The sequence below is a fragment of the Enterococcus sp. DIV0167 genome, from assembly GCF_050541555.1.
Lineage (GTDB): Bacteria > Bacillota > Bacilli > Lactobacillales > Enterococcaceae > Enterococcus > Enterococcus faecalis.
The window spans coordinates 2,173,517-2,200,114 of sequence record NZ_CP172933.1 but is presented as its reverse complement, the minus strand read 5'-3'; the positions used below and the strand labels follow the sequence as shown (position 1 = coordinate 2,200,114).

Below are 26,598 nucleotides of genomic sequence, written 5' to 3'. Positions count from 1 at the left end.
AAAGGGGCAATTTACAATGAACATTCAAGAAACAGTATTAAACATTTTAGAAGATATTACAGGAACAGACGAAGTTGTGAACAATCAAGACATTCAATTATTTGAAGAAGGATTATTGGACTCTTTAGCAACGGTTCAATTATTAGTAGAAATTGAAGGACAATTAGGAATCCAAGTTCCTGTATCAGACTTTGACCGTGAAGTATGGGGAACACCAAAACAAATCATTCAACAAGTGGAAGCTTTACAATAATGTCTAGAAAAAAACGACTAATCAGAATCTTAGGTCCAGTGCTTTGTTCAGCGGTCTTGGTTGCAGTGTTCTTTTTTGCACCGTTCAGAATCAATTTAACTTCCGAAAAAACGTTGAAGGAAGCATCAACGTCAATGGCACCGAACGTTTTAAAAGGCAATGTGATTAAAAACAAAGCAGTGGCTTCTGGTAAATATGTTCCTTTTTTTGGCTCTTCTGAATTAAGTCGATTTAGTGCTTTCCACCCTAGTGTGCTCTCTGAAAAGTATCAACGGAACTACCGACCGTTTTTACTAGGAGAAGCGGGCACACAGTCATTAACCCAAGCAATGGTCATTCATTCGATGGGCGATGCGATTGCCAATAAGAAAGCGGTCTTTATTTTATCTCCGCAATGGTTTGTCAAAAAGGGTGTACCTAATGATAGTTTTGGTGCACACTATTCACAATTACAAACCTATCAATGGTTAGCTAATTTAACCGAATTAACCAGCGGTGACCAATATCTAGCACAACGTTTGACCAAATTTCCAGTTGTTCAAAAAGACAAAGTCTTAATGGAAACTTTGGCAAATCTGCAGGCAGGGCAACTTCCCCAACGCTCTCAACGAGATTATTTTATAATGAATCTCCGTTTCTTGAATCGTGAAGATGAATTGTTTAGCCAAATTGGCATGGTTAGCAGAGAACCAATTGTTGAAAAAGATATGAAACAATTACCTTCTACGTATAATTTTAATGAATTAGATCAGCTAGCTGGAAAAATTGCGGCAAAAGCCATTAATAATAATAAATTTGAAATTAGTAACGGTTTTTATCGCCAACGGATTAAACCAGTTTTACCGAAATTAGCTCATTCACAAAAGAAATGGGATTACCGTTTTTCTCCAGAATATGGTGATTTCCAAGCTGCGTTAGAACAGTTAGCAGAAAAAAATGTCGATGTTTTATTTGTAATCCCACCTGTTAACAAACGTTGGTCGGACTATACGGGCTTGTCACAAGATATGCTGCAACAAGTAGCACGCAAGCTGAAATATCAACTTCAAGAGCAAGGGTTTACTAACATTGCTGACTTCTCAACATGTAGTAATGAACGCTACTTTATGGCGGACACGATTCATTTAGGTTGGCGTGGTTGGCTCGCTGTTGATCGTCAAGTAGATGAATTTATGAAACAACCTGCGTCTAAAAAGTTAGCGTATCAAATTGATGATCGTTTTTATCAGACAGATTGGCAACAACAAAATCCATTGGTCTTACCTCAATTTTAAGAAGGCAAGATGGATCAAGTACCAATTATCTGAAGCGGACTAGAAACGCTTCGTAACAATGAAAATAGCCTGTACCTGCCGTTGAATAACGAGCGTGCAGGCTGTTTTTTCGTTTACTTTTAGTGGAGAACGTTGCTCAATTTATTTTTTGTAAGTATTTTTTTAGTTCGTGGTATAATGGATAAAATTGGTTTTTGAGGGGAGTTATTTTTATGGATGCAAAAGAAGAAAAAATGTTAATTGATTTAACAAGTGCTAAAGGGATTGCTGGGAATGAAGACGAAGTACGTTCGTTATTTAAAAAGTATGCAGCACCGTATGCGGATAAATTTTTATATGATGGCCTTGGCAGTATTATTGCAAAAAATGTTGGTGATAAAGAAGGACCAAAAGTCTACATTTCTGGGCATATGGATGAAGTCGGTTTCATGGTTACCCAAATCACAGAAAAAGGCTTTTTAAAATTTCAAACCGTTGGCGGTTGGTGGGGGCAAGTGATGTTGGCCCAACAAGTTCAGATTAAAACCACGACTGGTAAGGTTTACCATGGTGTCATTGGGTCTAAACCACCGCATGTGTTAACAGCGGAAGTTCGTAACAAACCCTATGAGATTGCAGATATGTTTATTGATATTGGTGCAAGTAGCGATCAACAAGTTGCAGAATGGGGGATTCATCCAGGGGATATGGTGACACCATATATTGACTATCGTCGCATGAATGATACAAAATTTTTATTGGCAAAAGCGTGGGATAACCGAATTGGTACGGCCGTTTCATTAAAAGTTTTAGAAAATTTAGCGACAGAAGGGCACCCCAATATTTTATTTGCAGGCAGTGATGTGCAAGAAGAAGTCGGGCTACGCGGTGCGCAAACAAGTACGCATCTTGTGAATCCAGACATAGCGTTTGCTTTAGACACAGGAACAGCTGGTGACACACCAGGAATGACACCTAAAGAAGCCGACTCTGTTTTAGGTGAAGGGCCACAAATTTTGATTTATGATGCATCAATGATTCCGCATAAAAAATTACGTGATTTTGTTATTCAAGTGGCGGAAGAAAATAACATTCCCTTCCAATATACAGTAATTACAGGGGGAGGTACGGATGCTGGTCGCATGCATTTAACGCGCAACGGGATTCCATCATTAGCCATCACGGTGCCTGTTAGATATCTGCATTCACATACCTCAGTTATTCATGAAGATGATTATTTCAACACAGTCAAATTAGTCACAGAAGTGGTGAAACGTCTAGATAAAGAAACAGTCGCTAAATTGACTAGTTATTAGTTTCAGAAAGGATGGAATGAATGAAAAGTTTAGTAACAAATTCGCAACATCGTGCCAATGCTCGCAGAGCCCTTGATGGGCAATGGGGGATCATGGCTTGGTTAACTTTCTTAGGAGTGGTTTTACAGAGCTTCTTAACATCGATTGTGCAAAATTTATTTTCTGGTGAAAATCAAGTTTTTCAAAGTAGTTTTGCCGCAGTATTACTGCAAATTTTTGTTTTATTCGCGTTAAGTTATGCGCTATATTACGCAGCCTTGAAGGTGTTGCGTGGTGAAAAGGTGCGGGTCAATATTTTAATGAGTGTTTTTCAAGGAAAATATTATGGTCCGCTATTTGTGGTCAACCTACTTCAAAAAGTACTTGAACGTGTAATTGGTTTGTTATTTTTGTTACCAATTTTATTTGGGGCAGGGACAACCTTGTATTTCAAATTGATGTTTAATACAGTTACACCAGAGGAAATCCAAGCCTTTTTCTTAAATGATTTTTCCTTTTTCCTAGCATTTGGCGTTGCCACTATCTTGATCTTTTTAATTGGTTTATTTGTGAGTGGCGTTTTTCAATTTGCTGTGTGGCTACGTTTTGATAATCCAGAACTGCCAATTATGATGGCATTGAAACAGGCGTTATATTTAATGAAAAATCGTTTTTGGCAATATTTATGTTTACAATTTTCTTTTATTGGTTGGTATATTGTGGGCTTTTTAGCTATTGGTATCGGTCTACTATGGGTGATTCCTTATAACTATGTAGCGTTAGCTAGTTTTTATCAAACTGCCTTAGAAGAAAAAGGTTTAGCCGAAGAATAAAATAGAAGCTTGAATCCTTTGTTATCTCGACAAAGGGTTCAGGTTTTTTCTTTGGTCTTTTTGTGAAAATTTAAGCGTTTTAACCTCGTTTTTCCGTTATTTTATGGTAACATGGAAGTATCGTATTGAAGGAGGTTGTCCACACATGAAATTGACTGTCTTAGGCTGTTTAGGTGCTTATCCATACAAAGGAGAAGGAACGAGTTCCTATTTGTTAGAATCTGAAGGCTTTCATTTGCTTATTGATGCAGGCAGTACGACATTAGTGCGTTTAGAAAACTATCTAGATCCATTGAAATTAGATGCTGTCATTCTGTCGCATTACCATCATGACCATATCGCAGATTTAGGTGTTTTACAATATTATCGTCAGCTTTATCCAACGCTGGAACCGACGCCTATTTTGCCAATATATGGCCATACACAAGATCAAATGCATTTCAAAGAACTAACGCTTCCTAACGTTTCCGAAGGGAAAGAGTATTTTGAAGCAGAAGAGTTGGCAGTAGGACCATTTTTAATTACTTTCATGGAAACGATTCATCCTGTCACTTGTTACGCGATGCGGATTGTTGAAAAAGCGACTGGCAAAGTCTTTGTCTTTACAGGAGACTCTGGTTACTTAGCAAGTTTTGAAGACTTTGCAAAAGACGCCGATTTATTCTTAGCGGATACGTACTTATTTGAAGGTAATGAACGACATCATGCACATTTTACGTCAAGAGAAGCGGGTGAAATTGCCAAAGCAGCACAAGTCAAACAATTGATGTTGACCCATTTACCACAGCATGGGTCATTGGAACAACTACGGGAAGAAGCGCAAAACTATGCTGGAACGGAAATTCCAGTGACATTAGCCCAACCAGATTTAACAGTTGAGATTTAAAAAAGTAACTATACCAAGGGAGAGAACCGATTGTGATTTTTGTACCGAATGAAAATAATGACCCACGAGTGAACTTAGCAATTGAAACATATTTGTTAACAGAAATGCCTTTAGATGAGCCCATTCTTTTATTTTACATTAACGAGCCGTCAATCATTATTGGCCGTAACCAAAATACAATTGAAGAAATTAACAAAGAATATGTAGATGAGCACGGCATTCATGTTGTTCGTCGCTTAAGTGGCGGCGGCGCCGTTTATCATGATCATGGTAATTTGAATTTTAGTTTTATTATGCCAGATGACGGCAACTCTTTCCGTGATTTTGCGAAAGTTACCCAACCAATTATTCAAGCATTGCACGACTTAGGCGTTGAAGGTGCCGAATTAAAAGGGCGCAATGACCTAGTGATTAATGATATGAAGTTTTCAGGAAATGCGATGTACGCTACCAACGGCCGCATGTTTGCACATGGAACCTTAATGTTTGATAGTGATATTGATGAAGTTGTAAACACATTGAAAGTACGGAAAGATAAAATCGAATCTAAAGGTATCAAGTCTGTTCGTTCACGGGTAACAAACATTAAACCATTTTTATCTGAAGATAAACAAGAGATGACAACGGAAGAATTCCGCCAAGAAATTCTTTTGAAAATTTTCGGCGTAGATTCGATCGACCAAGTTAAAACGTATGAATTAACTGATCAAGACTGGGCGGCTATTAACAAAATTTCAGAGCAATACTATCGCAATTGGGATTGGAATTATGGTAAATCACCTGCATTTAACTTAGAACGTCGCCATCGTTTTCCAATTGGTTCAATTGAAATGAAAATGAACGTGGCGGATGGTGCCATTCAAGAAATTAAAATCTTTGGGGACTTCTTTGGGCTTGGTGAAATTAAAGATGTTGAAGATATTTTAACCGGCGTGAAATATGATAAAGCTTCTTTAGAAGAAGCCATTGATCAAATTGACGTTAAAAAATACTTTGGCAACATCGAAAAAGAAGATTTGCTTGGGTTAATTTATTAAAAAAAAAGACAGCCGTTTCAAACGGTTGTCTTTTTTCTAGCTAAAAAATAATTTTTAGCTTTTAGAAAGGTAGTGCTATGTGCAAAATCGTCGAAACGATTTTTATCAGGGAACTATCAAATAGCTCGCCTGCATATGTACTTGAACCAAGTCAAGTTCGGGAATTTGGTTATGTGCTTCACTATAAATCACTATCTGTAAAGAGTATACAAGATTTCCTTTCTTTTGTGATATCAAATTTTTACAGACAAAGTAGTAAAATTTGACGTTTCTTATTTTAGCAAGGTTACAGGCTTGTTTTGGGGCTTGAAATAGCAAGAATTAATAGTGATTTAAGGGAAAATATTAACATATGTAGAAATATTTTTATAAGAAATAACGAGAAAAAATCAATAGGTATGTTCTTGAGGGCTACTTTTTGACGTTTTCTGAATAAAACTTAATAAAAAATAGCAGAAACAAAGAAAAAATGTGCTTACAAGAAGTAATCCGCACTTAGCTAGGAAGTTAAGAATGTGCATGTTATTTTCAAACAAATACTAAGAATCCTATTTCAATCCTTTACAGAGGAACAAGGACTTCGTATAATAAAGGGACGAAAAGGAGCGAAAGTGATGAGAAACGAAATGATGCATCGACCAGTCGTTAAACCAGAATTGGTTGAGTATATGCGTACAAAACAAAAGAAACTTCCCGGAGAATTAGGTGCCGTGGAGGCAGAAGCCAATGAAGCAGGGGTACCGATTATTCCACACGAAACAGTAGTTTTTCTACAATTTTTGCTAGGACAACTAAAGCCCAAAAATATTTTAGAAATCGGGGCAGCAATTGGTTTTTCTTCAAGCTTGATGGCCCAATTTGTCGGTGAAGATGGTCACGTGACCACGATTGATCGTTTTGACGTAATGATAAAAAAAGCGAAGAAAACCTACCAACGCCTAGACTTAGAAGAAAAGGTCACTCTTTTAGAAGGACAAGCAGCTGAGATTCTACCAACGTTGGAAGGACCTTATGACTTTATTTTTATGGATAGTGCCAAATCAAAATACATTGAATTTTTACCTGAATGTTTACGGTTGCTACCAGTTGGCGGCGTTTTGATGGTGGATGATGTATTTCAAGCTGGGACAATTTTAGACCCTGCTGAGGAAGTACCGAAAAAAAATCGAGCGATTCATCGTAAATTAAACCAATTTTTAGATGTAGTCATGGCGCACCCTGATTTAACTTCTACTTTAGTTCCTCTTGGTGATGGAGTTATTTTAATTACCAAAGAGAAAGAAACGATTATTTTAGATAGTTAAAGAATGTCTTCACAAAAAGAAAGCGAATCATTAAAAAGCAAGTTCTTTTAATGATTCGCTTTCTTTTTTATGTTATTTAAAAAGTTATCTCGCTATTTCTAATTGAGAATGATAATCATAAAATTCTCAATAGGACAGTATTATTCGTTAATAAAACCTTGTTTGTTTATAATTATTCTATTGACGGAATAATTATAAACTGTTATCCTTAAAGAGTAAAAAAACAGAGGAGGAACGACAATGAATTTAATTAATCAAAAACTTTTTGACTTTGAATGTGATGCCTATCACGATGGTGAATTTACACGAGTATCAACAGAAGATATTTTAGGAAAATGGAGTATTTTCTTCTTTTATCCAGCTGATTTTTCTTTCGTGTGTCCTACGGAATTAGGGGATATGCAAGAGCATTATGCGCATTTACAGGAATTAAATTGTGAGGTTTACTCTGTTTCAGAAGATAGTCATTATGTGCATAAAGCATGGGCTGACGCTACAGAAACGATTGGAAAAATTAAATATCCAATGTTAGCCGATCCCAACGGTCAACTTGCTCGTTTCTTTGGCGTTTTAGATGAAGCTTCTGGAATGGCTTACCGTGCTTCATTTATTGTGAGTCCAGAAGGGGACATCAAATCTTATGAAATCAACGACATGGGTATTGGTCGTAATGCTGAAGAACTTGTTCGTAAATTAGAAGCTTCTCAATTTGTAGCAGAACATGGTGATAAAGTTTGTCCAGCCAATTGGCAACCAGGAGAAGAAACAATTGCACCAAGCTTAGATTTAGTTGGTAAAATTTAAATTCGCTTTGTAAATAGAGGTCAAAGAGTTGGATAAAACAGAGAAAATGTTTTGTTCAGCTCTTTTTCTGAAACACAGAAGAAAGAGGAGAAGCAAGTGACAGAAGAAATCTACGATTTGATTATTATTGGTGGCGGATCAGCTGCTTTATCTGCAGGTATCTATGCAGGTCGCGCAATGATGGATACCTTAATTATTGAAAAAGACAAAATTGGCGGACAGGTAACGACGACTTCTGAAATTGTGAACTATCCAGCGATTCGTCACACAACAGGTCCAGAACTAATGGAAGAAATGCGCATTCAAGCACAAGACTTCGGTGTAGCTTTTACAAAAGACGAGATTATTGATGTTGATTTTAGTCAAACGATAAAAACTGTTCAATCAGCGAGTCAAACCTATCAAGCATATGCAGTATTGATTGCGACAGGGGCTTCTGCTCGTAAAATTGGTTTCCCTGGGGAAAGTGAATTTACAGGACGCGGCGTGGCCTATTGTTCTACTTGTGATGGGGAGTTTTTCCAAGGTCTGGATATTTTTGTGATTGGTGGCGGTTATGCAGCAGCGGAAGAGGCCGTTTATTTGACACGTTACGGTAAATCAGTAACGATGATTATCCGAGAACCCGATTTTACATGTGCAAAATTAACTGCGGAGGCGGCTAAAAATCACCCGAAAATTAAGATTGTTTATAACACAGAAGTGAAAGAAATTACGGGAGATGATTTTGTCCGAAAAGCTGTGTTTGTCAATAACCAGACGGGAGAAGAAACGGTTTATGAAGCACCAAAAGACAGTACATTTGGTCTGTTTGTTTTTGCTGGAAATAAACCAAGTACAGAAATTTTTGAAGGAAAAATTGCCTTAGACCGTGGGTATGTGCCAACAACTGAGAATATGGAAACCAATATCCCTGGCGTTTATGCAGCAGGAGATTTACGAATAAAAGAATTACGTCAAATTGTGACGGCGGTTGCAGACGGTGCAATTGCCGCCACTCATGCGCAACGTTACGTGACAGAACAAAAAACACAGGCGGGCCAACCGATTGTAACGAAGCGAATGACTGAACGATTAGCTAATCAATCTGCCCCTGAAACAAACAGTCAGCAATCAAAAGAAAAACAGCCAGCGAAAGTTACTGGTAAGCATCAGTGGTTCCCAGAAAGTATGCGCCAACAATTAAGCGGTATTTTCGCTAAACTAACCAAAAAAGTGACATTGCTTCAGTTTTTGGATGCAAGTGATGAAAAATCATTGGAACTTCAATCATTCTTAACAGAATTTGCAAGTCTGGATCAGAAGATTACTTTAGAAACGATTTTGAAAGATACTGAGCCAGCCAAAGAATTGCTGTATGGGATTGAAAAAATGCCTAGCGTTGTGCTCTTAGATGCGGCAGGAAACTATACAGGAATTAAATTTAGTGGTATTCCTAGTGGCCATGAAGTAAACTCGTTGGTTTTGGCGGTTTATAATGTCGGCAGCGAGGGGCAGCCGTTAGAAGCAAGTCTGCAAAAGAACATACTTGCATTGCCAAAAAGAAAAATAGAAATCTTTGTTTCACTAACATGTCATTTCTGTCCCGATGTCGTGGCGGCTTGCCAACATATTGCATCAATTAATCCTCATGTGGAAGCAGAAATGGTGGACATTAGTCTATTTCCAGAGTTGAAAAAAGAAAAGAAAATTATGAGCGTTCCAGCAATGCTAATTGATGGCGAACAAATGATTTTTGGTTCAAAAACAATGACCGAAATTATTGAAGCCTTGGCTTAAAAGAGGCGGAAAAATAAAGACCTAAGTCATTCAAAAAAGTGAGAAATACGTCGAGATGATGTATTTCTCACTTTTTTCGCATAGTTAGTCAAGTACCTTTTTTGATTAGGCGATTGAGTTTCCTAAAAAGAATTAAAAAGACACAACAGCAAATGAACAACAGGCTTCCTGTTAGTGGTAAAAAGACATCTTGCATGTAGCTATCGATATGCATTAAACCAGGTACCTCGCTGAAAAAATCATGGATAAACTGTTGAATGAGCTTATTAGCTAGAAAAGCAGCTAAAGGCAAAACAAAAATCAAATAATAGAGGGGGTGTAAGGCATAGCTAATTAAAATTTGTAATTTTGTCGTACCTAAAAGAGCTAAGATCAGTAAGTCGTTTTTTTGCTCTAAAAAAGTTAGGAAGAAAGTTCGGCAAATATAACTAATCAGGAAGAAAAAGAGTGTTCCAGCGCTGATTCCAGCCAAACCTCTGAAAATTTTCAAGGGAGGAATCACTGCATAATTATCAAGAAGAATCATTTGTGAAAGCCATCGAGAAAACAACAAAGTCAATAATAGAGCAGAAAAAGTCAGAAAACTAATAATAAAGATAAGAATCAACGTACTAAATTGGTTTTTTGAGCGCCACGCATTTTTGAGAGAGTCTGTGAATAAGTAAAGAATCGAATACATCATCGCGTCCTTTCTGAAAAATTTTTGGTTTAGCGGAAAAGTTATGTAAAAGAAAAGACGTTATCTCCTGCCAACTAGCCACTGAAAGAGATAACGCCCTTGCTGGAAACAAGAACTGGATTATTTCACCAATACTAATTTTTTTAAAGGTTCAACCCCAAATCGTTGTTCTTGCTGTAAAAGAATTTCGGCACAAGCTCGGCTATCTTCTAAAGCATCATGATGATTATTTAAAGTGATATTGAGGTTTTCACAAACGGTATTTAATTTATGATTAGGAAATTCAGGAAACAGTTTGCGACTCGTTTTGACTGTACATAAAGAAAGGTAATTAGGTTGTTCTAAGCCATAGTAATCTAAACAGCCAGCCAAAACACTACAATCGAAACTTGCATTGTGAGCGACCACTAACCGATTTGGTTGAAAACAATGCTGAATTTGTTGCCATACTTCAGGGAATTTGGGCGCATTGACAACATCTGATTCATGAATGCCGTGAATTTGCGTATTTCGCCAGAAAAAAGGTGTTTCTGGTTTGATTAACGTGTAAAATTCATCCACAATCCGACTATTTTCTACTTTAACAATTGCAATGGAACAGGCACTATGTTTATCATAACTAGCTGTTTCAAAGTCAAAAGCGTAAAAGTTCATTAAAAAAAACTCCTTTCAACGCGTTGAGTAACACTTAAAAATCAAGTACAACTTCCACTGGACAATGATCACTACCAAGAATATCTGTATGGATTTTAGCACTGACTAAACGTTCATTCAAGGATTCTGACACAACGAAATAGTCAATCCGCCATCCTGCGTTATTTTTTCGTGCGTTAAAGCGATAACTCCACCATGAGTAGATGCCTTCAGCTTCTGGATAAAAATAACGGAATGTATCAGTGAAGCCACTGTCTAACAACTCAGTAAATTTTTGCCGTTCTTCAGGCGTGAACCCCGCATTTTTTTGATTGGTTTTCCAATTTTTTAAATCAATCTTTTGATGAGCTACGTTTAAATCACCGCAAAGAATTACGGGTTTTTCTTGATTTAATTCGTTTAAATAGGCACGAAACGCATCTTCCCATGTCATTCGATAAGCTAAACGCTTTAGTTCAGCTTGTGAGTTTGGTGTGTAGCAAGTGACCATGAAAAATTCTGGATATTCTAAAGTGATCACGCGGCCTTCTTGATCGTGAGTCTCGATACCTAAGCCATAGCGAACACTTAACGCTTCTTCTTTAGCGAAAATTGCTGTGCCAGAATAGCCTTTTTTTTCGGCGTAATTCCAATACTGATGATAGCCAGGAAGTTCTAAATCAATTTGCCCAGCTTGTAATTTTGTTTCTTGTAAACAGAAAAAATCTGCATCTAATTCATTAAAAACATCCATAAAATTCTTTTTAACAACCGCTCGTAAGCCGTTGACATTCCAAGAAATACATTTCATTGTTGAAACTCCTTTCAAATAAGAAACGCTTTTGCTCGTTTCAGTGCAAACCAGAACCAAAGAAAAGGTCGCTTGGTGCTTTCTTCTATTCTAATACTTTTTAAAGAAGTTTTAAATACTTGAAAAGAAAAAGAGAAAATGACTGATTTTTGTAAAGAAGTAGTCTATGATAAAATAGTAAAAAGAGCAGAAATGAGGACAAACGAATGAAAATTGGAGTCATTGGTTTAGGAAACATTGCACAAAAAGCGTATTTGCCAACTTATAGTGAATGCCGCCACTTGGCAGAGTTTGTATTAGCAACTAGAAACCCAGAAACACGACAAAAAATCGCTGATCAGTATGGCTTTACAGAAACCGTTGGGACCATAGAAGAATTGATTGAAGCGAAGATTGATGCTTGTTTTGTCCATGTAGCCACAAAAGTGCATGGTGCAGTCGTTCGCCAATTATTACAGGCCGGTATTCACGTCTTTGTGGACAAACCTTTAAGTGAAGAGCTTGCTGAAGTCAAAGAATTACAAGCATTGGCAGCAGCCAAAAATCTGCGCCTGATGGTTGGCTTCAATCGTCGTTTTGCCCCTTATACGGAAGTATTGAAAAATATTCCTGAAAAACAAACAATTTTTATTAAAAAGAACCGCATCAATACAACGAGAGAAACAAGTTTTATGATGTATGATTTATTTTTACATGTCGTTGATACCGCCGTTTATTTAGCGGAAGGACCGCTCCACGTGGTGCAGTCAAAATTAGTGGAAGAAAACGGTCATTTAAAACGAGCAATTTTACAATTAGAAACCGAACAGACAACAATTGTTTGTTCTATGGATTTACACTCTGGGGCCAATACAGAAACTTTTGAAGTCACCAGCCCTACAGGTACTTATCGTTTGGAAAATTTAACGCATTTGACCATCCAAACAGAAGAAGAATACCAAGTAAAAGAGATGGGAGATTGGACGCCAACATTGGAAAAAAGAGGTTTTTACCAAATGGTTACTGCTTTCATTCAGGCCATTCAAAAACCGCAAGAGCAAGAGTTAAAGCAAGAAAAAGTCTATGAAAGTCATGCGTTATGTGAAGAAATGCTACGCCAACAACAACGGCATGTTCTTTAAAGAGGACTAGCAACTTTCTTTCTATCATGCTAGAATAAGACAGATATTTTGAAAAGAAAGGACTAACTTTCGTGAACACTAAAGCTATGTTAGAAACATTAAACGAAATTACTTTATTAGTAGATGAACCATTAAAAAACGTAACCTTTACCAAAACAGGTGGCCCAGCTGATGTGTTGGCCTTACCCAAAACAAAAAAAGAAGTCGAAGAGATTGTGGCGTATTGCCGAGAACAAGGACTTTCATGGTTAGTATTAGGCAATGCTAGCAACTTGATTGTTCGTGATGGCGGTATTCGCGATGTCGTGATTATGCTAACAGAAATGAAAGAAATCAAAGTAGCCGGTACCACCATGATTGTGGATGCTGGTGCCAAGCTGATTGATACAACCTACGAAGCCTTAGCAGCTGATTTAACTGGTTTTGAATTTGCTTGTGGCATTCCAGGAAGTGTCGGTGGTGCTGTTTATATGAATGCTGGAGCATACGGCGGGGAAATTAAAGATGTTTTCCAGTCTGCAGAAGTGCTGTTGGCAGATGGAACTATCCAAACAATGACGAAAGAAGACCTGAATTTCCGTTATCGTCATAGTGAAATTCAAGAATTACATTGTATTGTCTTGCAAGCAACGTTTGCTTTAGAAAAAGGAAACCATGCAGAAATTAAAGCCCAAATGGATGAATTAACGGAACTTCGTGAACTGAAGCAACCGCTAGAGTATCCCTCTTGTGGCAGTGTCTTTAAACGCCCTGTTGGTCATTTTACAGGAAAATTAATCCAAGACGCTGGCTTACAAGGCTTAAAATGGGGCGGTGCTCAAATTTCCGAAAAGCATGCGGGATTTATTGTTAACATCGATCATGCAACCGCAACAGATTATGTGGAATTAATTGCACATATCCAAGAAGTGATTAAAGAAAAATTTGATGTTGAATTGCAAACAGAAGTTCGAATTATTGGTGAAGAAGTCTAGAAGTACTTCATTAGTTGCCCAAAGAGGACGGGACAGAAGTGTTTAACTCCAAGAACCAAGTAGGTACGATGATGTCATCTGTTCATGTCTCACAGTTAAACATCACAACTCTTAGAGCTGTAGCTCTTTTGAAGGCTAGACGTATGTCGATTTCAACACCTTAGAAGTTGTTGAAATCGGAGCAACGCATAGTGTTGGTTCTGTTCCCGTCGTTTATCAGGTTTTGAGCCTGGAGCAAAAATCCACAGTGATTTTTGTCCCAGGCTCTTTTGATTTTTAAAAGTGTTCTTGTGAATGGAGATAATTATGGGATTGAAAAGGTAGCAAAAGTCCTAAGTAAATCGCCAATAATAATACCCGCACAATTGGAACGATTTGGATTGTTGCTTCTCGAATGATTTCCAAAGTAAGTTCATCATAAGACGTACCTACTATATGCGATAAACAATTTATTTTGGAGTGAGATACCAAGAGCTAAATATAACAAGCTGATTGACAGATGTTTTTCAGGTCTGTTTCCTACTGCACAGACCATTACTTCTTTTTTAGGTTACTATTAAGTTTTCTAATTCAACAACTTTAAAGTTTTTGCGCTCTAAATATTCGATAGAAAATTATACTTATTAAATAAAGATTATTTGTTTTAAGGGATAAAACAATTGGTTTTTGATTTGATAATAACGAGAAAAAACTTATTTTTTTAAAATGAATGTGATACAATGAACTTATATACTTGTTGTATATATAAGATTGATAGAAGAAGATGTTTATTATGAAAAAATTGATTTGTTTAGCAACCCTGATTTTATTTGGCACGGTAATAGTTCCTAGTGTAACAGTTCTGGCAGAGGATACTTCAAGTGTAAGCAGCGATGGAATTACTGAAGGAGAAACTTTTTCTTCAAATGAATCAGCTCCTGTTTTCGATACTTTTGTTGAAAAGAGTACGGAGGTTATTAATATAAGCTCGTATGAAGATACAGGTTCCGGCGAAGAAGTTAAAACAGTTATTGGGGAAGAAGACGTTGTTCTGGCTACAAAAATTAATGATACCGAAAATAATCAAACTATATCAGTCGTTAATACAGGAGAAAATATTATTGTACAAAAAAGCATTTTATTAGAAGATGGAACGTACCAGGTTGAAACAGAGACGTCACCAATTATTGGTAGTTTTGATAGTGAAAAAGAAAAAATACAAGATTATAATCCTTTGCAAAGAATCTATAATGGTCCGTGGACTTATACACATTTGGCAGTAGGTAGAAATGTTTTTGCAACAATTGTTGATATGGGATTAGGTTCTTGGATAGGTTACTTTGCTTCTCTTTTTAGAATTTCGAGAGCTGCTGCTGATTTCGTTTTCGGATATATGGGTGCTCGTGGAATTTCTGCTGGAGAAAGGTTGGCAAAAGTTTTTGATAGTAATGGAAATGGTTGGGTAGCGCTCTATAAGCGAGGAGTTTATCGTTACAAAGGTGCCCCTTTGATTGGTTATCAGCATCGTACTTTTTAAATTTTTAGGAAAAGAAGTGATTAAATGCAACGATTGTTTTTTTATTGGATTAATTACACATTACTAATTCTATTTATAGTGATGGTTATTCTAGGAGTTGTTCAGTTAGCTGTTAAAAAAGAATCAGAAATCACTTTTTATACAACTTTTTTTGGCATCATTTTTGGTATATCTTTTATGAGTGCGTATTACGCCAATAAAAAGAGTAATAGGATGTTCTTTTGGCTAACAACTTTTCTGTTGATGTATGTTCCTAAAAAAATAGTAGATTATCTAAATGTACCTTTGTTAAAGATTTCGGTAGCAAACTATTTTATAGTGCTGTTCGGCATACTGATACTAATTTTTTCCCAAAAATATATTAAAAAACAAACGTAAAAAGAAATGGAGCAGATTGTGTATTGTCATCTGTTCCATTTCTTTTTATTTGTATCAAGATAAGTGAGTCATCTCTTTTACTCGTCTTCTAAATTTTCCAATTCTACAACTTTAAAGTTTTTCCGCTCTAAATGTTCTACAATGGCTGTACACGTTTCGGCAGTTGTGCCGGCTGGTAAAGTAATAAGTGTGCGACGAACAAATTCTTCACTATCAACATCCAATGTAATACAGCTGGCGATGCTGCTATATTTGGCAATGATTTTTGAAATGGCTGCTAAGTCGCCTTGTTGACCAACTGAAGCAATTGTTAAAACGTAGCTCCCTTGTTTTACATTCCAAGATTGCGCTAAAATATTTAATAAGGTGCTGTGTGTTAAAATGCCGTAAAAATAATTATTTTCATCTAAAACAGCAATGTAAGGTAGTTCTTTAATAGTAAAAAATACCTTGAAAAATGAAGTGTTGACATAAATAAATTTTGTGGCATTTTTTAACAAATAGGTAACAGGTAAACTCATATCGCCACCGTTTGCTTTGTGGCGGTAAATATGCATTTTATAGATATTTCCTCGGAAAATTTTTCCAGATTCGTCTAAAATTGGGACACAACGGTAACCTGAGTCTTCTAAAATAGAAAGAGCTTCTTCTAGAGTACAAGATTCATTGACTGTTGTTAAATTATCTTTTTTAATAACTACAGATTTTAATAACATAAACAGGCCTCCTAAGGGTTCATTTTTAATAAATTTATCATATCATAACTTAGCAGAAAACAATAGCTGAGACCTCAGAATAAAAGCAATTTTGTTAAAATAAATAGAAAATAAAGAAAAATCAGATATTTTATAAAAGAAATCAAGCACGTATTCGCGATAATGGTAAAAAATTACGTAAGAATCGGCACAGCGCTTCTTTAAAAAGTAAATTAAACTTTGACAACTTTTTCGAATAATGGTACTGTTAAGAAGTAAATTTGTGAATAGAGGAGGTCGAAGAACATGGCAACAAAGAAAGCAGCTCTTGCTTGTTCCGTTTGTGGCTCTCGCAACTATTCTAAATCCGTTAGTGAAGGTAAACGTGGCGAACGCTTAGAAATCAATAAATTCTGTAAATATTGTAATCAATACACGTTACATAAAGAAACGAAATAGATTTAGAGGAGGGTATCAACATGAAATTTTTCCGCAGCGTTGCTGATGAGATGAAGCAAGTAACTTGGCCAACAAAAAAACAATTGCGTAAAGATACATTAGTTGTAATTGAAACATCTATTTTATTTGCAGCATTGTTCTTTATCATGGATACTGTTATCCAAACGGCATTTGGCTGGATTTTAAAATAATTAATTCTAGTATTTCCCGACGAGGGGTGCTATAATAGTATTCGAGAAAAAGCTTCGGGAAACTGAGCTTTTTTTATTTGCTCGAAAAAAATAAACTAAAACATTTAAAGGAGCCGAATCAGTAATGGAAACTTTTGAAAGAAATTGGTACGTATTGCACACCTATTCAGGCTATGAAAATAAAGTAAAAGCAAACATTGAATCACGTGCACAAAGCATGGGGATGGGCGATTATATTTTTCGTGTCGTTGTACCAGAAGAAACAGAAAAAGAAGTCAAAAATGGTAAAGAAAAAGAAATCGTTCATAAAACTTTCCCTGGTTATGTGTTAGTGGAAATGATTATGACCGATGATTCTTGGTATATTGTTCGTAACACGCCAGGCGTAACTGGTTTTGTAGGCTCACATGGTGCTGGTAGTAAACCCGCTCCTTTATTACAAGAAGAAATTAACCACATTTTACGTTCAATTGGCATGAGCACCCGTCAATCAGACTTAGAAGTAGCGCTAGGCGATACAGTGAAAATTATCGAAGGTGCCTTTTCTGGTCTTGAAGGTGTTGTGACAGAAATCGATGAAGAAAAACAAAAATTAAAAGTAAACATCGATATGTTTGGTCGTGAAACAAGTACAGAATTAGACTTTGAACAAGTCGATAACATTGATTAATAAACAAGCTGACAAACTATTGTTCAGCTGATTGATACAGATTGTAGGGTCTGGAAAAGCAGTCAACTGACTTCTTTTCCAAGCCCTTTTTTAGTTCATCGCAGAAAGGAATGAAAAAAATGAAACATGCCCAAAAATATCGTTATTTTTCTTTGCTAATGGGTCTTGTTCTATTATTAAGTGCTTGCCAAATTGGGGCAACCACGAAGAATGACAATCAAGCCGCCACAAAAGAAGCAACCGTTGAGTTAAACCGCACAACAACACCAACGCTCTTTTTTCATGGTTACGCGGGAACTAAAAATTCGTTTGGCTCGTTACTGCATCGCTTGGAGAAACAAGGTGCCACAACTCAAGAATTAGTGCTACTCGTTAAACCTGATGGGACCGTGGTTAAAGAGCGAGGAGCTTTAAGTGGCAAAGCGACGAATCCCAGTGTTCAAGTTCTATTTGAAGATAATAAAAACAATGAATGGAATCAAACAGAATGGATAAAAAACACATTACTCTATTTACAAAAAAATTATCAAGTGAACAAAGCGAATATTGTCGGGCACTCTATGGGTGGTGTTAGTGGTTTACGTTATTTAGGAACCTATGGGCAAGACGCATCGTTACCTAAAATTAAAAAATTCGTCAGCATTGGAGCACCTTTCAATGATTTTATTGATACGAGTCAACAGCAAACCATCGAAACGGAACTAGAAAACGGCCCCACAGAAAAAAGTAGCCGCTATTTGGATTATCAAGAGATGATTAATGTTGTTCCAGAAAAACTGCCCATTTTATTAATTGGTGGTCAATTAAGTGCAACAGATTTAAGTGATGGAACGGTGCCGTTATCTAGTGCCTTAGCAGTCAACGCCTTGCTAAGACAGCGAGGAACTCAAGTCACTAGCCAGATTATTAAAGGAGAAAATGCACAACATAGTCAATTACATGAAAATCCTGAAGTAGATCAATTGCTAATCGAATTTCTATGGCCGAGTAAAAAATAGCAAAAAGGCACATGTTCCATAAAAAATGGAACATGTGCCTTTTTCTATACTTTGGCTAGCGAAATAGCTTTTTTCAGCTATAATAAATAAAATTATTTATTTTTAGGAGATATTGGAATGGAATCCTCATGATTTAAATAAGCACAAATCAAGGCTTCAAAGGTGATTAATGTTTGGCCAAAAAACATTTGTGGCTGAGCGACACTTGTTGAAAACGGGCTGTAAGAGTCAGTTGAAAAAACGAGATCTGCCAGTCGACCAAGAGTTGAATTTTTGGCACCAACAAAAGAAATGATAGGATGTTTTTTCTCTTTCGCAAGCAGAGCTGTTTCTTTTAAGTATTTTTCTTCACCAGAATGTGAAAGGATGATAAAAAGAAAATTCAGATTATTTTGACTATTTATCGAATGAGTATGGGCTGTTGTGATACTGGGGATGCCATGAAAATTGAAAACCTCACTAATGTAAGCCGCCAAATGTCGTGAAAAGTCATGACCTAAAATAACAAATAAATGATTCTTGTGTTTGGCAAGCAGTCGACAAAACTCGTTGGTTGTTTCAAATGAAGGTGCTGTTTCATAAGGGATTGGCTGAGAAAAATGGGCTTCTTTTAATTTGTAAATAAGTTCATTATAACCTGATAAATTTAATTTTTTGGCTAAACGAATGATGGAACTAGGCGAAGAAAAGCAGTGTTTGGCAACTTCTCGAATACTCAAATCGGCCGCGTTCGTACTTTGTTGATCCAAATAATACAAAATCTGACTTTCTGTTTTTGTTAAATGATACGTTTCTTTTAAGTAATCTAAGTTCATGAGCAAACCTCCTTTATCAGATTATAAATAATTTTGTGGGAAAAAGGTATCAAAAAATAAAAAATGAGGTGTTTTTATGAAAAGGGCAACAAAGCAAAGGCTGTCTTTGGCAGCAATCATGGTTCTACTTCTCTCGGGCTGTGGAAGTGTTGGGAAAGAAACCAAAAAGAAAGAACAACAGGTATTACGGGTCGGGATTGATTCGGAATTATCAACGGCAGACGTGTCGTTGGCAATGGATAATACAGCAGCAGATGTAATGAGCCAAGTAGGGGAGGGACTTTTCTCCTTTGACGAAAAAGGAGAAGCTAAACCAGCATTGGCAACTGAAAAAGTACAGCCCTCCAATGATGGTTTAATCTATACTTTTACGATTCGAAAAGATGCAAAATGGAGTAACGGCGAGCCAATCACAGCAAATGATTTTGAATACTCTTGGAAGCGCACAGTGGACCCAAAAACAGCTTCCCCGCAAGCGTATTACTTTGAAGGGCTAAAAAATTATCGTGCTATTGTTGACGGTGGCAAATCTAAAGAAGAGTTAGGGGTAACAGCCATTGATGACCATACCTTGGAAGTAGAGCTAAGCTATCCTATGAGTTATTTTCAACAATTATTGGCGGTACCAGCTTTTTATCCTTTAAATGAAGCATTTGTCGAAAAAACGGGCAAAAACTATGGTACATCAGCTGAGTCAACACTTTACAATGGCGCCTTCACATTAGAAGGTTGGGATGGCACGAATAATACTTGGTCCTATGTGAAGAATAAAAATTATTGGGATCAAGCGAATGTTTCATTGGATAAGGTGGATGTCCAAGTAGTTAAAGAAGTCAATACTGGGAAAAATCTTTTCGAAGGGAAAGAATTAGATGTTGTAAAAATTTCTGGAGAAATTGTTGCACAAGAACAAGACAATGCAGCTTTGAAAATTCGTGAAATTCCTGGAACGTATTATATCCAATTAAATACGCAAAAAGATCTTTTGGCAAATAAGAATGCACGTCGAGCAATAGCATTATCATTAAATTCTGAACGTTTAGCTAAAAATGTTTTAAATGATGGCTCAAAAAAAGCACTTGGCTTCGTGCCAACAGGTTTCACTAATCAAGAAACGCAAAAAGATTTTGCAGAGGAATTAGGAGATTTAAATCCTAGTGAACCAGAAAAAGCGAAAGAGTTATGGCAAATGGCTAAAAAAGAATTAGGAATTGAAAAAGCGGAGCTAACCATTTTAAGTTCGGATACAGAAAATGCTAAAAAAATCAGTGAGTATGTTCAAGGAGCTTTAGCAGATAATTTAGAAAATTTAACAGTCAATGTTTCACCAGTTCCTTTTAATAATCGTTTAGAAAAAAGTCGCAGCGGAGATTTCGACATTGTGGTTGGTGGCTGGACGCCAGTATATGCTGATCCAATCGATTTCTTAAACTTACTGCAATCAAAAAATTCCAATAATTTTGGTAAATGGTCTAATAAGACCTTTGATCAGTTGCTTCAAGAAGCAAACGTAACTTATGCAAACAAATATGAAGAACGTTGGAAAACATTACAAAAAGCGGATCAATTGGTTGCGGAAGAAGCACCCCTAGTTCCTCTTTATCAATTAACAGAAGCACGCTTAGTGGACGATTCTGTCCAAAATTTAGTCTATGGTCCATTAGGTTCAGGCTATTACAAATCAGTCTCTATCAGTGATAAGTAAAGGTTGGGAAAAAATGAAAAAAAGTCAAGCTGTTCAATTAATTCAGGAACTTTCAAATGCTAATGGTGTTTCAGGCTTTGAAACAGAAGTCGTTAGAATCCTTCAACACGCAACTGCGGATTTTACTATTCAACGGCTAGATGCCATTAAAAATTTATATCTTGAGAAGAAAAATAATCTAAGTGAAGGTCCAGTAGTGCTTTTTGATGCTCATAGTGACGAAGTGGGTTTTATGATTCAAGCAATTAAAGAAAACGGCTTGTTGCGTTTTCTTCCGTTAGGTGGTTGGGTCCCAAATACGATTTCTGCACAAAAAGTTCGGATTCGTAACCGGGAAGGTACCTATCTGCCAGGCGTAGTTACTAGTCGACCCCCTCATTTTATGACACCAGAGGAACGTCAGCGGCCGTTAACCATTGCTGATTTGACGATCGACATTGGTGCTACCTCAAAAGAAGAAGTAATTGAAACGTACAAAATCGATCTTGGTGCACCGGTCATTCCAGATGTGACGTGTTGTTACAACGAACAGACAGATCTTTTTTTAGGAAAAGCTTTTGATTGTCGCATTGGCTGTGCTTGCTTAGTGGATGTCATGGAGGAGTTGAAAGAAGAGACACTTCCATTCAAGTTAGTTGCGACAGTAACTGCACAAGAAGAAGTTGGCGAAAGAGGAGCACTTATTGCCGCAAAGCAAGTCAATCCTGATTTAGCTATTGTTTTCGAAGGCTGCCCAGCTGATGATACGGCAGAAACGCCAGAGATGATTCAATCAGCAATGGGAAAAGGACCGATGTTACGCTATTTTGATGTTTCTATGATTACGAATCCAGAATTTCAAGAGTATGCACTAGAGATTGCTAAAATACACAAAATTCCTGTTCAAGTTTCTGTTCGAAGTGGTGGTGGAACCAATGGCATGGCGATTACACAAGTTCAAGGAGCCCCGACGATTGTTGTAGGAATTCCTGTCCGTTACGCTCACACACCCCATTGCTATGTAGACTTTCAAGATTACCAAGCGGCGAAAGAATTAGTCATTCAATTAATCAAAAATTTAGACGCCGACAAAATTCAAGCACTGGTTCAGCCATTGTCAAAGGAGTGGAACAAATGAAAATTTATGTGTCATGCGATATTGAAGGATTAGCAGGTATTGCGACATTTGATATGGAAAAAGAGGACACCGTTTTATTCCGAGAATTATATCACCAACATGTGGCTTGGTTGATTGAAGGGATTCAAAAGAGTGCCAAAAATGAACAAATTACAGAAATTACTATTGCCGATTCGCATAGCCGTGGATTGAATTTAGCTTATGCGCGCTTGGCAGAAATGGATGAACGAATTTCCTTAGTGAGCGGCTTTCCTCGCATGGATTATATGATGAGTGGCTTGGATAGTAGCTATGATGTAGTCTTTTTCTTAGGTTATCATGCCGGTATTGGTAAACAAAAAGGGAATATGGATCATGGGTATAGTGCTAGTGTTGCTTATGATTTAAAAATAAACGACTTAGCGATGAATGAAACGACAATTAATGCAGCTTACGCTAGCGAATTAGGTGTCCCTGTTGGTTTAATTATCGGTGAATCAGGCTTAGAGGAACAACTTTTTCAAGAAAAAATGATGTCCAAAGTTCCCTTTGTTTCCACCAAAGAATCTCTGGGACGTTATGCAATCAAAAATAGACCCATGCAACAAGTTCGGGAAGCTATCGTAGCAACTACAAGTCAGGTGTTAACTTCCTTTGCGTTGTCTGAATTACCCCGATATGCCTTGCAAACACCAGCAACTGTAAAATTGCAATGCGTGACGACAGCACAAGCAGATCGTATTGAAATGTTACCAATGATTAAACGCATTGATGGTAGAACTGTTTCATTTGTAGGTGAAACGATGAAAGATGTCATGAATGGAATTGTCGCTGTGGTTGGTTTAGGCGGAACAAGTTATTAAAGAAGAAGCTTACGGAAAAAACGAATGGACGTTTTTTTCTGTAAGCTTCTTGCAATAGTTATTTCTATTTTTGTTTCTCTAGAATTTCTTTGCTTAAACGTTGTGCAGTTGGTGTCACCGCAAGACCGCCTTCAGCGGTTTCCTTGAAAATTTGTGGCATTTGGCGACCCACTTGGTACATTGCGTGGATGACTTCATCTGGTGGAATGACACTTCGAATCCCCGCTAAAGCCATGTCAGCTGAGATGAAGGCTTGAGAAGAACCTAATGCATTTCGCTTCACGCAAGGGACTTCAACAAGTCCTGCAACAGGATCACAAATGAGGCCCATCATATTTTTTATCGTAATAGCCACAGCTTGAGCAGATTGATCAGGCGTACCACCAGAAGCCGCAACTAAAGCGGCACTGGCCATTGCACTAGCAGAGCCGACTTCAGCTTGACAACCACCTTCGGCACCACTGATTGAGGCATTATTGGCAATCACTAAGCCAAAAGCCCCAGCTGTAAATAGAAAATCCAATTGTTGCTGATGCGTTAACTTTAAGCGATCAATAACTGCCAACAAGACGCCAGAAACTACTCCGGCACTGCCTGCGGTTGGTGTAGCACAAATCAAGCCCATTTTTGCATTAACTTCATTAACAGCAATCGCATTTCGCACGGCTTGTAAAATGGTCTCACCGCTTAAAAAGTTGCCTGAATGTATGTAATCATTTAAGCGGGTTGCATCGCCACCAGTTAGCCCCGTTACTGAGGTAACACCAGCGATTCCTTCAGCGACAGATTGTTTCATAACGGCTAGATTTTTTTCCATTGTTTCAATAATTCGTTCACGAGAATACCCGCCATGAGCCATTTCTGTTGCAATCATTAATTCGCTCACAGAAGGGTACTCTTTCGCTTGAGCTACCAAATCTTCAATTGAATAAAACATCGTATTACTCCTTTACGTTCATTTAGTCAAAATAGTTGACGCTATATATATGAGGGATTTCAGCTAATTGCATGACAATGTCACCGACTTCGGCTTGATCCACTTCAATAATCATAATCGCTTTTTCCCCTTTAGATTCTCGGGTAACGGTCATTGTACTAATGTTGATATCGCTAGCTGAAAGGATGTTGGTCACCTTAGCAATCATGCCAGGAACATCTTGATGGACAACGATAAATGTTGGCGTGCCCATACTTAAAGACAATTTGAAGCCATTTAATTCAGAAATTTGAATGTTTCCACCACCAATTGAAATTCCTGTCACAGATAGTTTTCGGTCGCCAGAAGAAACCACAATTTTAACGGAATTAGGGTGGTCCGCTTTTTCACTTTTAGGAATAAAACAAACTTCCATTCCTTGTTCATAGGCAATTTCCAAAGAATTGGCTAGTTGCTCATCATCTGGTTCCATGCCTAAAAGGCCGCCAACTAAGGCGATATCTGTTCCGTGACCACGATAAGTTTTGGCAAAAGACTCATATAAATAAATGTCAACGCTATCAGGTTGCTGTCCAAAAATACTGCGAACCACTTTTCCAATTCTTGCCGCTCCAGCTGTATGAGAACTGCTTGGACCAATCATAACGGGTCCGATAATATCAAAAACACTATTAAAGCGTAACTCTTCCATTTCAGCACCTTCTTCATTAAAATATGTTTTCATTGGAAGTCTAACACAAAAAATGGCGGGGAACTAGGCAATCGCTTGTGTTTTAGCGAATAATTTAAATTTTTATCAGAATGAAAGCAAGGGGCCTTCGTTGACAAATCAGTGAAGAGATGCTAAATTCTAGATAATAAAAGACGAAAAGAGGGATTCGTGCGTTGAAAATTTAAGTTAATTTTTTAGAGAAACTGTATAACTTTGCCTGATTATAACGGGTGGAGTGTGCGGATTTTCGGAAATTAGTTTAAAGAATTCAGCCACGGGTCTTTTTGTATACCTTGGATTGATGCCGCTGATTTCCGTAAAGCTGCATCAATTTTGCTTTATGGAGGTATATTTATGTCGAAAATTGAACTAAAACAACTATCTTTTGCCTATGATAATCAAGAAGCGTTGCTTTTTGATCAGGCAAATATCACGATGGATACCAATTGGAAATTAGGATTGATTGGCCGCAATGGCCGTGGGAAAACAACCTTATTAAGATTGTTACAAAAGCAGTTGGATTACCAAGGAGAGATTCTTCATCAAGTCGATTTCGTCTATTTTCCACAAACAGTTGCAGAAGAACAACAGCTCACTTATTATGTCTTACAAGAGGTGACTTCTTTTGAACAGTGGGAATTAGAACGAGAATTAACGCTTTTAAACGTTGATCCTGAAGTTTTATGGCGGCCCTTTTCTTCTTTATCAGGCGGCGAAAAGACGAAAGTTTTATTAGGTCTTCTTTTTATTGAAGAAAATGCCTTTCCTTTAATTGACGAGCCAACAAATCATTTAGATCTAGCTGGCAGACAACAAGTGGCTGAATATTTGAAGAAAAAGAAACATGGATTTATTTTAGTCAGCCACGATCGGGCATTTGTTGATGAAGTGGTTGATCATATTTTGGCGATTGAAAAAAGTCAATTGACACTGTACCAAGGGGATTTTTCTATTTATGAAGAGCAAAAAAAATTAAGAGATGCTTTTGAACTGGCAGAAAATGAAAAAATCAAAAAAGAAGTCAATCGCTTGAAAGAAACCGCTCGTAAAAAAGCGGAATGGTCGATGAACCGTGAAGGTGATAAGTACGGCAACGCTAAGGAAAAAGGGAGCGGGGCGATTTTTGATACAGGAGCCATTGGTGCCCGGGCAGCGCGCGTAATGAAGCGCTCGAAACATATTCAACAACGCGCCGAAACACAATTAGCAGAAAAAGAAAAACTATTAAAAGATCTTGAGTATATTGATTCTTTGTCAATGGATTATCAGCCAACGCATCACAAAACATTATTGACGGTGGAAGAGCTTCGTCTAGGCTACGAGAAAAATTGGCTGTTTGCGCCAATTTCTTTTTCAATAAACGCGGGAGAAATTGTCGGAATAACAGGAAAAAATGGCTCAGGAAAATCGAGCTTAATTCAGTATTTATTGGATAATTTTTCTGGGGATTCAGAAGGCGAAGCCACTTTGGCTCACCAATTAACCATTTCTTATGTGCGCCAAGATTATGAAGACAATCAAGGAACTTTATCCGAATTTGCAGAGAAAAATCAGTTAGATTACACTCAATTTTTAAATAACTTACGAAAACTTGGGATGGAGCGTGCCGTTTTCACTAATCGAATTGAACAAATGAGTATGGGGCAACGGAAAAAAGTCGAAGTAGCCAAATCATTGTCTCAATCAGCAGAGCTTTATATTTGGGATGAACCCCTTAATTACTTGGATGTGTTTAATCATCAACAATTAGAAGCGCTAATCTTATCTGTGAAGCCTGCAATGCTAGTGATTGAGCATGATGCGCATTTCATGAAGAAAATAACGGATAAAAAAATTGTCTTGAAATCATAAAAACATCTTGAAAAAGTAAAGGGAATCCTGTATAGTAATAGGGTATGTTT

The 26,598-nt window shown here is 37.2% G+C and carries 27 protein-coding genes; 20 read left to right on the top strand and 7 right to left on the bottom strand.

Annotated elements, in window-relative coordinates:
* Nucleotides 1-16: 16 nt before the first annotated feature.
* The 9 genes from dltC (at nt 17) to IGM09_RS10425 (ending at nt 9,444) form a co-directional block, all read left to right on the top strand.
* On the top strand, nt 17-253 hold the full coding sequence (dltC, locus tag IGM09_RS10465) for a D-alanine--poly(phosphoribitol) ligase subunit DltC (RefSeq protein ID WP_002356389.1): 237 nt from the start codon (nt 17-19) through the stop codon (nt 251-253).
* Complete coding sequence (dltD, locus tag IGM09_RS10460) at nt 253-1,527, top strand: D-alanyl-lipoteichoic acid biosynthesis protein DltD (protein WP_010707183.1); 1,275 nt, start codon at nt 253-255, stop codon at nt 1,525-1,527. Before dltC ends, dltD begins: the two co-directional genes overlap by 1 nt.
* 212 nt (nt 1,528-1,739) lie before the next feature.
* Nucleotides 1,740-2,822: a M42 family metallopeptidase gene (locus tag IGM09_RS10455; RefSeq protein ID WP_002367214.1), complete on the top strand. Its 1,083-nt coding sequence runs from the start codon at nt 1,740-1,742 to the stop codon at nt 2,820-2,822.
* Nucleotides 2,823-2,842: 20 nt separating this feature from the next.
* Nucleotides 2,843-3,634 carry a DUF975 family protein gene (locus IGM09_RS10450; RefSeq protein ID WP_002365061.1) on the top strand — a complete coding sequence of 264 codons (792 nt, stop codon included), beginning with the start codon at nt 2,843-2,845 and terminating at the stop codon, nt 3,632-3,634.
* Nucleotides 3,635-3,779: 145 nt separating this feature from the next.
* Nucleotides 3,780-4,520: an MBL fold metallo-hydrolase gene (locus tag IGM09_RS10445; protein WP_002356393.1), complete on the top strand. Its 741-nt coding sequence runs from the start codon at nt 3,780-3,782 to the stop codon at nt 4,518-4,520.
* Nucleotides 4,521-4,552: 32 nt separating this feature from the next.
* Nucleotides 4,553-5,557: a lipoate--protein ligase gene (locus IGM09_RS10440; RefSeq protein WP_002356394.1), complete on the top strand. Its 1,005-nt coding sequence runs from the start codon at nt 4,553-4,555 to the stop codon at nt 5,555-5,557.
* Nucleotides 5,558-6,171: 614 nt separating this feature from the next.
* Nucleotides 6,172-6,861, top strand: a complete 690-nt coding sequence (locus IGM09_RS10435; RefSeq protein WP_002381418.1) for an O-methyltransferase — start codon at nt 6,172-6,174, stop codon at nt 6,859-6,861.
* A 240-nt stretch (nt 6,862-7,101) separates the two neighbouring features.
* On the top strand, nt 7,102-7,665 hold the full coding sequence (gene ahpC / locus IGM09_RS10430; protein ID WP_002367212.1) for an alkyl hydroperoxide reductase subunit C: 564 nt from the start codon (nt 7,102-7,104) through the stop codon (nt 7,663-7,665).
* A 96-nt stretch (nt 7,666-7,761) separates the two neighbouring features.
* On the top strand, nt 7,762-9,444 hold the full coding sequence (locus IGM09_RS10425) for an FAD-dependent oxidoreductase (RefSeq protein ID WP_033625114.1): 1,683 nt from the start codon (nt 7,762-7,764) through the stop codon (nt 9,442-9,444).
* Between the two features lie 88 nt (nt 9,445-9,532).
* Here IGM09_RS10425 and IGM09_RS10420 read toward each other — a convergent pair whose 3' ends face one another.
* The 3 genes from IGM09_RS10420 to IGM09_RS10410 all read right to left on the bottom strand — a co-directional run bounded on the left by IGM09_RS10420 (nt 9,533) and on the right by IGM09_RS10410 (nt 11,567).
* Nucleotides 9,533-10,123, bottom strand: a complete 591-nt coding sequence (locus IGM09_RS10420; RefSeq protein ID WP_010707185.1) for a hypothetical protein — start codon at nt 10,121-10,123, stop codon at nt 9,533-9,535.
* A 120-nt stretch (nt 10,124-10,243) separates the two neighbouring features.
* Nucleotides 10,244-10,777: a 3'-5' exonuclease gene (locus IGM09_RS10415; protein WP_002356400.1), complete on the bottom strand. Its 534-nt coding sequence runs from the start codon at nt 10,775-10,777 to the stop codon at nt 10,244-10,246.
* A 34-nt stretch (nt 10,778-10,811) separates the two neighbouring features.
* A complete protein-coding gene (locus IGM09_RS10410; RefSeq protein WP_010707186.1) occupies nt 10,812-11,567 on the bottom strand; it encodes an exodeoxyribonuclease III in 756 nt (251 codons plus the stop codon).
* Between the two features lie 206 nt (nt 11,568-11,773).
* Between IGM09_RS10410 and IGM09_RS10405 the strand changes: the two genes are divergently transcribed.
* The 3 genes from IGM09_RS10405 (at nt 11,774) to IGM09_RS10395 (ending at nt 15,178) form a co-directional block, all read left to right on the top strand.
* Nucleotides 11,774-12,688 carry a Gfo/Idh/MocA family protein gene (locus IGM09_RS10405; protein WP_002359452.1) on the top strand — a complete coding sequence of 305 codons (915 nt, stop codon included), beginning with the start codon at nt 11,774-11,776 and terminating at the stop codon, nt 12,686-12,688.
* 86 nt (nt 12,689-12,774) lie between these two features.
* Complete coding sequence (gene murB / locus IGM09_RS10400; protein ID WP_002387193.1) at nt 12,775-13,662, top strand: UDP-N-acetylmuramate dehydrogenase; 888 nt, start codon at nt 12,775-12,777, stop codon at nt 13,660-13,662.
* Nucleotides 13,663-14,434: 772 nt separating this feature from the next.
* Entirely contained in the window at nt 14,435-15,178 is a 744-nt protein-coding gene (locus IGM09_RS10395; RefSeq protein WP_010707187.1) for a hypothetical protein, read from the top strand.
* Nucleotides 15,179-15,633: 455 nt separating this feature from the next.
* Here IGM09_RS10395 and cbpA read toward each other — a convergent pair whose 3' ends face one another.
* The gene (gene cbpA, locus IGM09_RS10390) at nt 15,634-16,272 is read right to left on the bottom strand and encodes a cyclic di-AMP binding protein CbpA (RefSeq protein ID WP_002365057.1); all 639 of its coding nucleotides are present in this window, start codon (nt 16,270-16,272) and stop codon (nt 15,634-15,636) included.
* A 285-nt stretch (nt 16,273-16,557) separates the two neighbouring features.
* Between cbpA and rpmG the strand changes: the two genes are divergently transcribed.
* From rpmG to IGM09_RS10370, 4 genes are all read left to right on the top strand, one after another.
* Nucleotides 16,558-16,710 (top strand): 50S ribosomal protein L33, encoded by a 153-nt coding sequence (gene rpmG / locus IGM09_RS10385; protein ID WP_002356408.1) that lies wholly within the window; start codon nt 16,558-16,560, stop codon nt 16,708-16,710.
* A 20-nt stretch (nt 16,711-16,730) separates the two neighbouring features.
* Nucleotides 16,731-16,901, top strand: coding sequence for a preprotein translocase subunit SecE (gene secE / locus IGM09_RS10380; RefSeq protein ID WP_002356409.1), 171 nt, complete (start codon nt 16,731-16,733; stop codon nt 16,899-16,901).
* A 124-nt stretch (nt 16,902-17,025) separates the two neighbouring features.
* Complete coding sequence (nusG, locus tag IGM09_RS10375) at nt 17,026-17,571, top strand: transcription termination/antitermination protein NusG (RefSeq protein WP_002384070.1); 546 nt, start codon at nt 17,026-17,028, stop codon at nt 17,569-17,571.
* 110 nt (nt 17,572-17,681) lie between these two features.
* On the top strand, nt 17,682-18,569 hold the full coding sequence (locus tag IGM09_RS10370; RefSeq protein ID WP_016616646.1) for an alpha/beta fold hydrolase: 888 nt from the start codon (nt 17,682-17,684) through the stop codon (nt 18,567-18,569).
* A gap of 92 nt (nt 18,570-18,661) precedes the next feature.
* Here IGM09_RS10370 and IGM09_RS10365 read toward each other — a convergent pair whose 3' ends face one another.
* A complete protein-coding gene (locus IGM09_RS10365) occupies nt 18,662-19,384 on the bottom strand; it encodes a MurR/RpiR family transcriptional regulator (protein WP_016616645.1) in 723 nt (240 codons plus the stop codon).
* A gap of 76 nt (nt 19,385-19,460) precedes the next feature.
* On the opposite strand from IGM09_RS10365, the gene IGM09_RS10360 reads away from it, so the two are divergent.
* The 3 genes from IGM09_RS10360 to IGM09_RS10350 are packed head-to-tail and all read left to right on the top strand — an operon-like array spanning nt 19,461 to nt 23,048.
* The gene (locus tag IGM09_RS10360) at nt 19,461-21,089 is read left to right on the top strand and encodes a peptide ABC transporter substrate-binding protein (RefSeq protein WP_016616644.1); all 1,629 of its coding nucleotides are present in this window, start codon (nt 19,461-19,463) and stop codon (nt 21,087-21,089) included.
* A 13-nt stretch (nt 21,090-21,102) separates the two neighbouring features.
* Complete coding sequence (locus tag IGM09_RS10355) at nt 21,103-22,206, top strand: M42 family metallopeptidase (RefSeq protein WP_002356417.1); 1,104 nt, start codon at nt 21,103-21,105, stop codon at nt 22,204-22,206.
* Entirely contained in the window at nt 22,203-23,048 is an 846-nt protein-coding gene (locus IGM09_RS10350; RefSeq protein ID WP_002362310.1) for a M55 family metallopeptidase, read from the top strand. Before IGM09_RS10355 ends, IGM09_RS10350 begins: the two co-directional genes overlap by 4 nt.
* 64 nt (nt 23,049-23,112) lie before the next feature.
* On the opposite strand, the gene sdaAA is transcribed toward IGM09_RS10350, so the two are convergent.
* A complete protein-coding gene (gene sdaAA / locus IGM09_RS10345; RefSeq protein ID WP_002367199.1) occupies nt 23,113-23,985 on the bottom strand; it encodes an L-serine ammonia-lyase, iron-sulfur-dependent, subunit alpha in 873 nt (290 codons plus the stop codon).
* 22 nt (nt 23,986-24,007) lie between these two features.
* Complete coding sequence (sdaAB, locus tag IGM09_RS10340) at nt 24,008-24,676, bottom strand: L-serine ammonia-lyase, iron-sulfur-dependent subunit beta (RefSeq protein WP_002414070.1); 669 nt, start codon at nt 24,674-24,676, stop codon at nt 24,008-24,010.
* Between the two features lie 375 nt (nt 24,677-25,051).
* Here sdaAB and lsa(A) point away from each other — a divergent pair, with 375 nt between their 5' ends.
* Nucleotides 25,052-26,548 (top strand): ABC-F type ribosomal protection protein Lsa(A), encoded by a 1,497-nt coding sequence (lsa(A), locus tag IGM09_RS10335; RefSeq protein ID WP_010713140.1) that lies wholly within the window; start codon nt 25,052-25,054, stop codon nt 26,546-26,548.
* Nucleotides 26,549-26,598: the final 50 nt, after the last annotated feature.

Excerpts from the sequence above, each read along its gene's own strand:
- dltC (WP_002356389.1), top strand. The coding sequence starts at position 17 with ATGAACATTCAAGAAACAGTATTAAACATTTTAGAAGATATTACAGGA.
- dltD (WP_010707183.1), top strand. The coding sequence starts at position 253 with ATGTCTAGAAAAAAACGACTAATCAGAATCTTAGGTCCAGTGCTTTGT.
- IGM09_RS10455 (WP_002367214.1), top strand. The coding sequence starts at position 1,740 with ATGGATGCAAAAGAAGAAAAAATGTTAATTGATTTAACAAGTGCTAAA.
- IGM09_RS10450 (WP_002365061.1), top strand. The coding sequence starts at position 2,843 with ATGAAAAGTTTAGTAACAAATTCGCAACATCGTGCCAATGCTCGCAGA.
- IGM09_RS10445 (WP_002356393.1), top strand. The coding sequence starts at position 3,780 with ATGAAATTGACTGTCTTAGGCTGTTTAGGTGCTTATCCATACAAAGGA.
- IGM09_RS10435 (WP_002381418.1), top strand. The coding sequence starts at position 6,172 with ATGAGAAACGAAATGATGCATCGACCAGTCGTTAAACCAGAATTGGTT.
- ahpC (WP_002367212.1), top strand. The coding sequence starts at position 7,102 with ATGAATTTAATTAATCAAAAACTTTTTGACTTTGAATGTGATGCCTAT.
- IGM09_RS10420 (WP_010707185.1), bottom strand. The coding sequence starts at position 10,123 with ATGTATTCGATTCTTTACTTATTCACAGACTCTCTCAAAAATGCGTGG.
- IGM09_RS10415 (WP_002356400.1), bottom strand. The coding sequence starts at position 10,777 with ATGAACTTTTACGCTTTTGACTTTGAAACAGCTAGTTATGATAAACAT.
- IGM09_RS10410 (WP_010707186.1), bottom strand. The coding sequence starts at position 11,567 with ATGAAATGTATTTCTTGGAATGTCAACGGCTTACGAGCGGTTGTTAAA.
- IGM09_RS10405 (WP_002359452.1), top strand. The coding sequence starts at position 11,774 with ATGAAAATTGGAGTCATTGGTTTAGGAAACATTGCACAAAAAGCGTAT.
- murB (WP_002387193.1), top strand. The coding sequence starts at position 12,775 with ATGTTAGAAACATTAAACGAAATTACTTTATTAGTAGATGAACCATTA.
- IGM09_RS10395 (WP_010707187.1), top strand. The coding sequence starts at position 14,435 with ATGAAAAAATTGATTTGTTTAGCAACCCTGATTTTATTTGGCACGGTA.
- cbpA (WP_002365057.1), bottom strand. The coding sequence starts at position 16,272 with ATGTTATTAAAATCTGTAGTTATTAAAAAAGATAATTTAACAACAGTC.
- rpmG (WP_002356408.1), top strand. The coding sequence starts at position 16,558 with ATGGCAACAAAGAAAGCAGCTCTTGCTTGTTCCGTTTGTGGCTCTCGC.
- secE (WP_002356409.1), top strand. The coding sequence starts at position 16,731 with ATGAAATTTTTCCGCAGCGTTGCTGATGAGATGAAGCAAGTAACTTGG.
- nusG (WP_002384070.1), top strand. The coding sequence starts at position 17,026 with ATGGAAACTTTTGAAAGAAATTGGTACGTATTGCACACCTATTCAGGC.
- IGM09_RS10370 (WP_016616646.1), top strand. The coding sequence starts at position 17,682 with ATGAAAAAAATGAAACATGCCCAAAAATATCGTTATTTTTCTTTGCTA.
- IGM09_RS10365 (WP_016616645.1), bottom strand. The coding sequence starts at position 19,384 with ATGAACTTAGATTACTTAAAAGAAACGTATCATTTAACAAAAACAGAA.
- IGM09_RS10360 (WP_016616644.1), top strand. The coding sequence starts at position 19,461 with ATGAAAAGGGCAACAAAGCAAAGGCTGTCTTTGGCAGCAATCATGGTT.
- IGM09_RS10355 (WP_002356417.1), top strand. The coding sequence starts at position 21,103 with ATGAAAAAAAGTCAAGCTGTTCAATTAATTCAGGAACTTTCAAATGCT.
- IGM09_RS10350 (WP_002362310.1), top strand. The coding sequence starts at position 22,203 with ATGAAAATTTATGTGTCATGCGATATTGAAGGATTAGCAGGTATTGCG.
- sdaAA (WP_002367199.1), bottom strand. The coding sequence starts at position 23,985 with ATGTTTTATTCAATTGAAGATTTGGTAGCTCAAGCGAAAGAGTACCCT.
- sdaAB (WP_002414070.1), bottom strand. The coding sequence starts at position 24,676 with ATGGAAGAGTTACGCTTTAATAGTGTTTTTGATATTATCGGACCCGTT.